10 protein-coding genes are annotated in these 9,947 nt (G+C 68.7%); 5 read left to right on the forward strand and 5 right to left on the reverse strand.

Annotated features, from left to right (window positions below; translation table 11 throughout):
• Positions 1-259: 259 nt before the first annotated feature.
• Positions 260-1,216: a LysR family transcriptional regulator gene (locus ACGF12_RS33905; protein WP_393038863.1), complete on the reverse strand. Its 957-nt coding sequence runs from the start codon at positions 1,214-1,216 to the stop codon at positions 260-262.
• Between the two features lie 130 nt (positions 1,217-1,346).
• Here ACGF12_RS33905 and ACGF12_RS33910 point away from each other — a divergent pair, with 130 nt between their 5' ends.
• The 5 genes from ACGF12_RS33910 (at position 1,347) to ACGF12_RS33930 (ending at position 5,230) form a co-directional block, all read left to right on the forward strand.
• On the forward strand, positions 1,347-2,072 hold the full coding sequence (locus ACGF12_RS33910; RefSeq protein WP_393038866.1) for an SDR family oxidoreductase: 726 nt from the start codon (positions 1,347-1,349) through the stop codon (positions 2,070-2,072).
• A 49-nt stretch (positions 2,073-2,121) separates the two neighbouring features.
• Positions 2,122-2,904 (forward strand): SDR family NAD(P)-dependent oxidoreductase, encoded by a 783-nt coding sequence (locus tag ACGF12_RS33915; protein ID WP_393038870.1) that lies wholly within the window; start codon positions 2,122-2,124, stop codon positions 2,902-2,904.
• 100 nt (positions 2,905-3,004) lie between these two features.
• Positions 3,005-3,619 carry an ester cyclase gene (locus ACGF12_RS33920; RefSeq protein ID WP_393038873.1) on the forward strand — a complete coding sequence of 205 codons (615 nt, stop codon included), beginning with the start codon at positions 3,005-3,007 and terminating at the stop codon, positions 3,617-3,619.
• A complete protein-coding gene (locus ACGF12_RS33925) occupies positions 3,619-4,794 on the forward strand; it encodes an MFS transporter (protein WP_393038877.1) in 1,176 nt (391 codons plus the stop codon). Before ACGF12_RS33920 ends, ACGF12_RS33925 begins: the two co-directional genes overlap by 1 nt.
• Positions 4,784-5,230, forward strand: coding sequence for a hypothetical protein (locus ACGF12_RS33930; protein WP_393038880.1), 447 nt, complete (start codon positions 4,784-4,786; stop codon positions 5,228-5,230). The genes ACGF12_RS33925 and ACGF12_RS33930 overlap by 11 nt, the downstream gene beginning before the upstream one ends.
• 138 nt (positions 5,231-5,368) lie before the next feature.
• Here ACGF12_RS33930 and ACGF12_RS33935 read toward each other — a convergent pair whose 3' ends face one another.
• The 4 genes from ACGF12_RS33935 to ltrA all read right to left on the reverse strand — a co-directional run bounded on the left by ACGF12_RS33935 (position 5,369) and on the right by ltrA (position 8,972).
• Positions 5,369-5,788 (reverse strand): hypothetical protein, encoded by a 420-nt coding sequence (locus ACGF12_RS33935; protein WP_393038883.1) that lies wholly within the window; start codon positions 5,786-5,788, stop codon positions 5,369-5,371.
• Positions 5,789-5,918: 130 nt separating this feature from the next.
• The gene (locus tag ACGF12_RS33940; protein WP_393038886.1) at positions 5,919-6,317 is read right to left on the reverse strand and encodes a hypothetical protein; all 399 of its coding nucleotides are present in this window, start codon (positions 6,315-6,317) and stop codon (positions 5,919-5,921) included.
• On the reverse strand, positions 6,314-7,165 hold the full coding sequence (locus ACGF12_RS33945; RefSeq protein WP_393038889.1) for an IS5 family transposase: 852 nt from the start codon (positions 7,163-7,165) through the stop codon (positions 6,314-6,316). The genes ACGF12_RS33940 and ACGF12_RS33945 overlap by 4 nt, the downstream gene beginning before the upstream one ends.
• A 43-nt stretch (positions 7,166-7,208) precedes the next feature.
• On the reverse strand, positions 7,209-8,972 hold the full coding sequence (ltrA, locus tag ACGF12_RS33950) for a group II intron reverse transcriptase/maturase (RefSeq protein WP_393038892.1): 1,764 nt from the start codon (positions 8,970-8,972) through the stop codon (positions 7,209-7,211).
• Positions 8,973-9,947 lie beyond the last annotated feature (975 nt).

A 9,947-nucleotide genomic window follows, 5' to 3' on the forward strand; every position in this document is an offset into this window, starting at 1 on the left:
CCCGCGCCATTCTCGCCGTCAACACCGGGACCTCGGCACCCGGACGGGGACGGACCGACATCTCGCACTCCTCGGAAATCTCGCGGTCATCGTGCACCGCGAGACTGACGCACCACCATGATCACCCGCAGGCGAACACCAAGATCCCCGACAGAGTCAAGTCAGAGGACGTTAAGTCCGTTTCTGGATGATCTGGTATCGCCCGTTCGTGTGTACGGAGCTGTTCGAGCCGGACAGTCAGCTCCATGAAAACGCGAGGTTAGAGGTTCTGGCCGCGCGAGAGGGTGTCCGTCCGGGCGAGGGGCGAGGCGGGCGCCGGGAATCCGGCCGGGTTGACGCGGACCTGGTCGGCGAGGAGGTCGGCGAAGGCGACGGTGAGGGGGTCGGGGCGGGTGCGGGTGTAGGCGGTGAGGGTGCGCCGGATCGGTGGGTCGGGGCGGAGCAGGACGCCGTCGAAGTGGGACGGGACGATGTTGGCGGGCACCAGGGCCGGGCCGAGTCCGGCGGCGGCGAACAGGGGTGCGGCGGAGGTCTGTTCGGCGCGGATCGCCGCCTGCGGTTGGAAGCCCACCTGGGCGCAGACGTGGTCGAGCAGGTCGGCGAGGCCGTTGTCGGGGGCGTAGTGGACCCAGGCGCGGTCGGCGAGTTCGGTGAGGGCGACCGCGTCGGTGGGGCGTTCGGCCAGCGGGTCGTCGGCGGGCAGGACGATCGCGAACTCCTCGGTGCCGAGTTCGCGGATCGGTCCTTCCCAGGCGGCGGGTGTGGGGCCGATGGCGAGGTCGGCGCGGCCGGCGGTCATGGCGGCCTGGAGCCGGTCGGCGTGCGGGTACTCGCGCAGTCGAATCCGTACGCCGGGGTGGCGGCGGCGCCAGGCTCGTAGGACGGGCGGCAGGACGCCGAGGCTGACCGAGTAGATGGCGGCGACCTCCAGCTCGCCCTCCTCAAGGCCGGCCGTGCGCCGGGCCACCGTGCGCAGGCGTTCGGCCTCGGCGAGCGCGGCGCGGGCGTGCGGTAGGACCGCGCGGCCCATCGGGGTGAGCCGTACCGAGCGCGGCAGGCGTTCGAGCAGCGGGCCGCCGACCGTGCTCTCCAGGGCCCGCATCTGGTGGGAGAGCGCGGGCTGGGTGACGTGCAGTTGCTCGGCGGCGCGGGTGAAGGAGCCGGTGTCGACCACAGTGACCAGGTATTCGAGCTGCCGGAGCGTCGGGATTGCCATGAGCAGATTTTATCGCTGTGGTAGAGAACAAGCCTTGGACTCATCACGGGAGGTCGGGAGAGAGTCGTGGTGTGGCCGCTGCGAGGGAGCAGTGGCTGGCCGATCCCAATGACTCGAAGGAGTTCTCCTCATGTTCGATGGCACGCCTCTGAAGGGCCAGCGGCTCGTCGTGGTGGGCGCGGGTTCGCGCACCGGGCGCGAGCTCGCCAAGGCCGCCTCGGCGGCCGGTGCGGCGCTCGTGCTGGCCGGTCCGGACCCGCGCAAGCTGGAGTGGACGGCCGGTGAGCTGTCCGGGCCGTCCGAGGTACTCGCGCTCGACCTTGCCGACGAGCGGTCGATCGCCGACTTCGCCGCCCTGGTGGGCGGGTTCGACCACCTGGTCTCCACCGCCGCGATGCCGGCCAACGGCCCGCTGAAGGACCTCGAACCGGCCGACGTCCGGAGGGCGTTCGACGCCAAGGTGATCGGTCCGCTGCTGCTGGCCAAGCACCTGGCCGGGCAGGTGTCCGAGAGCGGCTCGTTCACCTTCTTCTCCGGTGTGGCCGCCTGGCGGCCGGCGCCCGCGCGCACGGTGATGGCCACCACCAACGGCGCGCTGGCCTTCCTGGTGCAGGCGCTGGCGGTGGAGATCGCCCCCGTCCGGGTGAACGCGGTCTCTCCCGGCATCGTCGACACCGGCTCCTGGGACGGCCTGGGCGCCGACAAGGAGGCGTTCCTGCGGGGGATCGCCGAGCGCAACCCGGCCCGCCGGGTGGGCAGCCCGCAGGACCTGATCAAGGCCGTGTTCTACGCCATCGACAACCCCTACGTCACCGGCACCGTGCTGCACGTCGACGGCGGCGGCCGCCTCGCCTGACCGGCACCCGCAAACCCAGCCGACTCGACCTACACGCAAGGAGCAGCTGATGGATCTCCGACTCGACGGCAAGGTCTTCCTGGTCACCGGAGCCTCCGCCGGCATCGGCGCCGCCACGGTCCGCACCCTCGCCGCCGAGGGGGCCACCGTGGTCGGCACGGCCCGCCGCACCGAGGGCATCGAAGCATTCGCAGCGCGGGTGAGCGCCATCGCGGCCGACGTGACCGATCCGCGGGCGCCCGAACGGGTCGTGGCCGACGTACTGGCCCGGCACGGACGCCTGGACGGCCTGGTCAACAACGTCGGCGGCCTGACCTCGCGCACCGGCTTCCTGACGGTGACCGACGAGCAGTGGCAGACGGCGTTCGACCTCAACTTCCACTCGGTCGTCCGGATGACCCGGGCCGCACTGCCCGCCCTGCTGGAGCACGGCGGCTCGCTGGTCCACGTGACCAGCGAGGCCGCCCGGCTGCCCGACGTGCCCCTGGTGGACTACGCCGCCGCCAAGACGGCCCTGCTGTCACTGAACAAGACCCTCGCGGTGGAGTTCGGCCCGCGCGGGGTGCGCTCCAACGTGGTCGCCCCCGGCCCGACCCGCACCCGGCTGTGGGACGCCCCCGGCGGCTTCGCGGAGCAACTCGGTGAACAGTACGGCCTCATACCGGAAGCGGCGATCGACCACTTCGTACGCGAGGTGCGACGACTGCCGAGCGCCCGGCTCGGCGAGCCGGACGACGTCGCCCGGGTCATCGCCTACCTGCTCTCCCCACTCGCAGGCCAGGTCACCGGCGCCGAATGGGCCGTCGACGGCGGCGCACTGCGCCAGATCTGACGCCACACCATCAAGACCGCCGACCGGTCGAAGGGACCGGCCGGCCACCCCGGCACGCCCGAAACCGGTGCGTGACCGGCCGATTCAAGGAGAAACACCCATGCGTTCGCGCACCCTCGTCCGCACCGCCGCCCTCGCCGCTGCCGCGGCCTGCCTGGCCGGTGGCACCGCCGCCACCGCCTACGCCAACGGCCATGACAACGGCCGCCACCAGGCCTCGCACGCCTGGCCGCAGCGCCTGATCGACCGCTCACCCGACCTGGTCCAGCCCCAGGCGATCACCGTCGACCACTCGATCGGCGAGAAGCGCGCGGCCCAGGAGGTCCACCTGGCCCAGCAGCTGTACACCTTCTGGAACATCGGGCAGCAGAAGTACCTGGACGCCGCCGTCAGCCCGCAGTTCAAGGACAACACCCTGCCCGCCGGCCGCCCGCAGGGCCCCACCGGCCCGGTCTTCGCCTCGAGGAACTTCCGCACCGCCGTCCCCGACCTGACCTGCGAGCTCTCCGACCTGCTGGTCACCGGCGACAAGATCACCGCCCGGCTGGTCTTCCGCGGCCACTTCACCGGCACCTTCAACGGCGTCCAGGGCAAGGGCCAGAACGTCGACTTCAACGCCATCGACATCCAGCACGTCGGCACCGACAAGATCATCGAGGACTGGCACATCGAGGACAACCAGACCCTCATGACCCAGCTGGGCGTCAACGGCTGATGCCCCTCCTCCTGTACGCCCTCGCCCTGGCAGCCTTCGCCATCGGCACCACCGAGTTCGTCGTCGTCGGCCTGCTCCCCACGCTGGCCCACGCACTCTCGGTCCCGGTGTCGACGGCAGGCTACCTGGTGACCGGCTACGCCGCCGGCGTCGCGATCGGCGGGCCCCTGCTCGCCCTCGCGGCCCGGCGGCTGCCGCCGCGCACCGCCCTGATCGGTCTGATGACACTCTTCAGCGCCGGGCACCTGGTGATGGCGGCGGCCCCGGACTTCACGGTGCTGCTGGTCGCCCGGCTGGTGACCGCCTCCGCACACGGAGCGTTCTTCGGCACCGGATCGGTGGTCGCGGCAGCCACCGTGCCGCAGGGCCGACACGGCCGGGCGATCGCCCTGATGTTCACCGGCCTCAGCGTCGCCACCGTGATCGGCGTCCCCGGCGGCACCCTGCTCGGCCAACACCTCTCCTGGCGGGCCCCGTTCGCCGCGGTCGCCCTCCTCTCGGCCGTCGCCGCCCTCGCCCTGTACCGGCTGCTGCCCAGGCACCAGCCCGCCCCAGCGGCCGAGCGGCCCGCCGCCACGCCACGCCCGGCCCCGGCCGCCCTCGCGCTCGCGCTGGCCACCACCGTCCTCGGCTGGGGCGCGATCTTCGTGCCCTACACCTTCATCGCCCCCTACCTGGAGACGGTGAGCGGATTCGGCCAGAGCACGGTAACTCTCCTGCTACTGCTGTTCGGCGCGGCCTCCGCCGTCGGCAGTGTGCTCGGCGGCAGGGCCGGCGACCGCCACCCCGGCGCCGCGCTGCCCCTCACCCTGGTGCTGCTCGCCACCGTGCTGGCCCTGGTGCGAGGGGTGGGGCACAGCCAGACCCTGACCGTCGTGCTGCTGATCTGCTGGGGCGTCAGCGCCTTCGCTCTCGTCCCCACACTCCAGGCCCGGGTCGTCGCCATCGCCGGCCCGACCAGCGCCCTGGCGGCCACCCTCAACATCGCCGCGTTCAACCTCGGCATCGCCGCCGGCTCCGCCCTCGGCGAAGTCATGGTCAACGCCGGCCAGCTGCGCGCCACACCACTGGCGGCCGCCCTCGCCGTCCTCGCGGCCGTGATACCGGCGGTCCTCTCCCACCGGATGGCCCGCTCCTCCTCACCCGGAAGGCAACCACTCCCCGATGCGCACTGACGACCTGTCCGACCTCCCCCTCGCCGGCACCCTGATCGCCGACGGCTTCCAGGGCTGGACGCCCGCGCTGCGCGAGGAGTTCGAGCGGAACGCGTACAACGGCCGGGTCGGCCGACGGTTGCTCAGCGAGACCGAACGGGTGCGGGTGTGGAGCATCCACCTCGCCCCTGGCGAGCGGGTGGCCGCCCACCGCCACGTCCTGGACTACTTCTGGACCGCTCACACCGCGGGCCGCAGCCTTCAGCACACCTGCGACGGCACCACCCGCATCGTGGACTACACCCCGGGCGAAACCCGCCACTACACCTTCGGCCCCGGCTGCTACCTCCTGCACGACCTGGAGAACATCGGCACCACCAGCCTGGAGTTCACCACCGTGGAGTTCAGGGACGGCGCCAATCCGCCCCTGGGCCTCCCGCCGGAGGCGGAGCACTGACCACTGGTCCAGCGCCCACGTCACCGATCACGACTTCCGACATCACCCTCGCAGGTATGCTCAGAAAATGAGTCACCACCGTGCGGATCTCACACGTTCTCGCCCCTGCGGTCCTCACCATCGTCGGCGACCGGGACGTTAATTCCGTTTCTGGTAGCGGCCTCGTCCGGGTTGGTCGATGAGTACCTGACGAACGAGTCGTCCCAGGCGGGAGCGGGTGACGTTGATCGAGGGCTCGTCGGTGGGAAGACCGAGGAGTTCGTGCAGCTCGCGAACCCGGAAGATCCGGCTGGGGTGCTCGTTGAAGGCGGTCACGATGCGCTGGTAGACGGTGGCGGTCTCCGCAGGGGCCGGTTCGTGGTCAGGCAGGGCGAGGTTGCCAATGACCTTGCCGGTGGTGGCGATCTCGGCGAGGCGGGCCTCGACCTCGGCCAGGGCACCGGTGAGTTGCTCGATCTGCTCGCGCAGGTAGTCGGCGCGTGCGGCGGTCTCGTCGTGTTCGACCTGCAGCAGCCGCAGGAGTTCGGTTGGGTTCCGAGGAAGCCCACCGGAGGGCACGAAACGCGGTTGTCGCCCTCGATGAGGCCCACCGTGTCGGTGAGCAGGCCCGGGCGATTCGTGACGCCCCGCGGTGAGTAGTCGGCTCCACGCGATGGATGGACGCGGGAGCTGCTCCTGTCAGTAGACGTTAAGTCCGTTTCTGGTAGCGGCCTCGTCCGGGTTGGGTGAGGAAGCCTTGGCGGGTGAGGCGTCCGAGGCGGCTGCGGGTGATGTTGACTGACGCCTCGTTGGTGGGCATGCCGAGGAGTTCGTGCAGCTCGCGTGCCCGGAATGCCTGGTCGGGGTGCTGGTTGAAGGCGTTCACGATGGCCTGGTAGGTGGTGTTCGTCTCGGGTGGTTCTGATTCGGCTCCTGCCGGCGTGACCTCCGCGATGATCTTTCGGGTGGTGGCCAGGTCCGTGAGCCGCGCTTCGGTCTCGGTCAGGTCGGCGGCGAGCTCTTCGATCCGGGCGCGTAGTTCTGCGGCCCGGGCGGCGGCCTCGTCCGGCCGGGTCTGGAGGTCTGCCAGGAGTTCGGCGACGTTCACGCGGCCAGTCCGAGGGTGTCGCGCCAGGCCGGGGCTGGTGTGGTGAGGCGGCGGGTCATGTTCGCGGTGGAGGCCCAGTAGACGCGTGAGGCGGAGGTGTCGGGCCGGTGGTCGTACTCGCGGGCGAGGCGCCGATGCAGCATCAAGGTGCCGTTCGTCTGCTCCACCACCCACCGTTTCGGCTGTGGGACGAAGCCCTTGCCCTGGCCGGCCGGGCTGCGGCGGACGACCTCGACGTCGATGTCCAGCAAAGCACCGTGGATGACGACCTCGTCCTTGAAGCCCTGGTCCACCAGGGCCTTCTCCAGACGCATCCCGCACCGCTCGGCGACCTGGTCGAGCAGGGCGGTGCCGGCGGCGTTGTCGTGGGCGGAGGCGGCCAGGACGACGACGCCGATGATCAGCCCCATGGCGTCCACGGCCAGTCCCCGCTTGAGGCCCGACACCTTCTTGTTCGCGTCCAGTCCCGTCGTGGTCTTCGGAACACCGGCGGCCGCGCGGACGGACTGGGTGTCGATGATCACGAGGGATGGGTCCTCTAATCGGCGGGCCCTCTCCCGTACCTGGCAGCGCAGGAGTTCCTGGATCCGCTGGTCGAGCCCGTCCTGGCGCCACAGGCCGAAGTAGTAGAACACCGCCGACCAGGACGGCAGGTCATGGGGCAGGTAGCGCCACTGACAGCCCGTCCGGTTCTGGTAGAAGACCGCGTTCACGATCTCCCGCAGATCACAGGACCCCGGATCCCCGGTTGCCGATCGCGCCACCCGGCTCTGCTTCCAAGCCGTGATCATCGGCTGTCGGGTAGCGGGGACGCATCGCTGCGTCCCCGCCCCCTCAGAACCGGGCATGCCTGTTTTCCAGGCACCACGGCTCAAGCAAGCCCCGAGGGCTTCACGGTGATGCAGAAACTGCGGACCTCCTGCGTGTTCTGACTCGGAGACCACGATGGCAAGAGGCGTGTACCAGGCGAGTCTGCGGTCCGTCCGGCGTGCCGCGCCGCCCGTGGTGAGTGAGGTAGCTGGCGGCTACCGCTCTGCGGACGGTGTTCAGCCACCAGCGTTCCCATTCGTGCGGGGACTGCGGTGGTTGGTTGGCGGTGAGGATGTAGTCCCCGCAGAGTGGACAGCGGCCTTCCTGCTTGGCGAGCAGGTTCAGGTTGTAGTTGTCCAGTGGGGGTTTGACCTTCTTCCGCCTTTTGGCCCAGTAGTCCTGCAGGCCGGGGTCGTCGGGTGACGCCCCGCCCGTGACTAGCTGGTGCCGGACGATATTCGTCCAGGAGAATTTGACCACGTGGAAGGTGCCGCCGCTTTCGCTGGTACAGCCGCGATCGCCGAACACCCAGTAGTCGTTCCTGTACTTGTTGAACTTGCCGTAGTAGCGACGCACGATCCACTTCTTCGGCTTGTTCGGGTGGGAGTGCTTGGCCCACTTGTATGTGAGCCGCCACATATGAGAGTCCAGATCCGAGAAGACCCGGCTGGACACCACCCCACGGTAGTAGGCCGCCCAACCCCGAATGATCGGATTGAGTTTAGCGATGACCGCCACCACATTCGATCCGCGGAGATTTCGCATCTCGTCCGTGAGCCTTTCCCGTATCCGCATGATCGCCTTCTTGCTTGGCTTGATGATCAGCTTGGACCCGTGAAACTGGCGGAGAGTGAATCCCAGGAAGTCGAAACCTTCGGAGAGATGCACAATACGCGTCTTCTCCTCGTTGAAGGTCAGGCCCCTGGGGGCCAGCCACGCTGCAAGCCGTGCCTTGACCTGCTCTGCTTGCTGCCGGGAGTGACAGCAGGCGACCATATCGTCGGCGTATCGCACCAGCACCGGAGCTCTTCGCGTCGTTTCTCCAGAAGTACGTCCGGATGCGAGATAGCGGACTCCGGCAGCTTCCTCCAGGCCGTGGAGCGCAACGTTCATCAGCAGCGGGCTGATTACACCTCCTTGAGGTGATCCCTCTTCGGTCGGTGTGAGCAGGCCGCCCTCGACCACTCCTGCTTTCAGCCACCCCCGGATCATTTCCCTGGCCGGGAAGGACCCGATCACTTTGAGCAGTTGTTCGTGGTTGATTCTGTCGAACGCGGCGGACAGGTCAGCATCCAGAATCCACAGCCTCTTGGCCCGGGAGCCTTTCAGTGTGGAGTAGAGGGCGCCAATCGCGTCCGCACAACTGCGGCCCGGCCGGAACCCATAGGATTTCGACTCGAAGCGCGCTTCCCACTCGGGCTCCAGTGCGTTACGGACGCGCGCCTGATGGCATCGGTCCATAATCACGGGGATACCGAGCGGCCGTTGTTTTCCATTGGCCTTTGGAATGTACACGCGTCGGACCGGCAGCGGATTCCAGGACGAGCGCGTATGGTGCACACGCAAAGCCACGTCCATCCTGGCCTCGGGTGACAGGGAGGTCTCCCCGTCGATCCCGGCCGTCCGACGTCCAGCGTTGCGCTGAGTCACCTGCCGCACGCTGATCAGCGTGTTCGACCATGATCTCAGCATCAGTTTCTGCAAGGACCGGACCAGGGCCCAGTCCTCTTCCCGCGTCGCCTTGAAGATCCTCTGCCTCAGCCTCACTACGTTGTCCTCGTGGTGACGCCATGCAACGTCGTCCCATTCGGCAACGTCCTTGGGTCCGTTCACCGCGGTGTCCAACTTGCCCCTCGGTTCGGGAGGCCCCGGGCCTCGGTCGTCAAAGGCTCACCAGCCCACGTCAGCTCCCCTTTCGGGACCCGGCCGCCAGGACCGGCATCCGGCCGGTTCCCCGAGACAGCCACCTGGAGAGGCAACCACATGTCCCGAGTCCCGCTGCCTTTCGGCCGCCGGCATCCGCTTCTTGGGCTTCCTTTCCCGCCGAGGAGTTCCGCCCCTCTTGCGATCGGCCTACCGAGCCAAAGGCCCGGACCCCGACGGGGTTTCCACGTTCCGCGCACACGAGACACGGCCGGGGTGGGCGCCCCCTACACCCCGGGGCCAGCGGTGTTCCCACGACCGGTTGATCGTCCCCGGCCGCCGCTTGCCGCCTCTTCCAGCGGCCAGGCCCTTGCACCCTGGTCCTCGTCCCGTCACCCAAGGCTTGGGCTGACGAGGCATCATCGGGGGTTCACTTGCGTTCGCCCGTCCGGCCTTCCCCTCGCCCGGTTGCTCCCCCGGACGGAGCGGGGGCCCTTGAGCTTCTTCCCTGGGCTTCGCACCCTCACAAGCGGGACCTGTGAACGCACGCCAGGGCGGGGACTGATCTCGAACACTGATCAGGAACTACGCATCCGGTCTATAACCGGCCTCCGATCTGCGAGTTCACTCGAAATGCGCGACTTCGTGTCGCACCGATCAACGCCCACTGCTCGTCCGATAAGTCGCTCGGATACGCCCGTCTGTCCATGCGCCGCAGAACATCACCCGAACCACGACTGGCACGCCAGTACAGCTGACGTTCACACGTACGAGCGATCACAAGTCGAGAGAAAAGGGACTTAACCTCCACTCAGTCAAGGCCCAGGACGGCATGGCCGTCCAAGACCGGTTCGGCAACCTGATCATTCCGAAACGGCATGACGCGTACGCTGGAAGGGTGAACGATCTCGGACAGGACCTGGAACTGCGGCTGGTGCGCTACTTCACCGTGGTGGC

The sequence above is a fragment of the Kitasatospora sp. NPDC048296 genome (assembly GCF_043201815.1).
Classification (GTDB): Bacteria; Actinomycetota; Actinomycetes; order Streptomycetales; family Streptomycetaceae; genus Kitasatospora.

Excerpts from the sequence above, each read along its gene's own strand:
- ACGF12_RS33905 (WP_393038863.1), bottom strand. The coding sequence starts at position 1,216 with ATGGCAATCCCGACGCTCCGGCAGCTCGAATACCTGGTCACTGTGGTC.
- ACGF12_RS33910 (WP_393038866.1), top strand. The coding sequence starts at position 1,347 with ATGTTCGATGGCACGCCTCTGAAGGGCCAGCGGCTCGTCGTGGTGGGC.
- ACGF12_RS33915 (WP_393038870.1), top strand. The coding sequence starts at position 2,122 with ATGGATCTCCGACTCGACGGCAAGGTCTTCCTGGTCACCGGAGCCTCC.
- ACGF12_RS33920 (WP_393038873.1), top strand. The coding sequence starts at position 3,005 with ATGCGTTCGCGCACCCTCGTCCGCACCGCCGCCCTCGCCGCTGCCGCG.
- ACGF12_RS33925 (WP_393038877.1), top strand. The coding sequence starts at position 3,619 with ATGCCCCTCCTCCTGTACGCCCTCGCCCTGGCAGCCTTCGCCATCGGC.
- ACGF12_RS33930 (WP_393038880.1), top strand. The coding sequence starts at position 4,784 with ATGCGCACTGACGACCTGTCCGACCTCCCCCTCGCCGGCACCCTGATC.
- ACGF12_RS33945 (WP_393038889.1), bottom strand. The coding sequence starts at position 7,165 with ATGCCCGGTTCTGAGGGGGCGGGGACGCAGCGATGCGTCCCCGCTACC.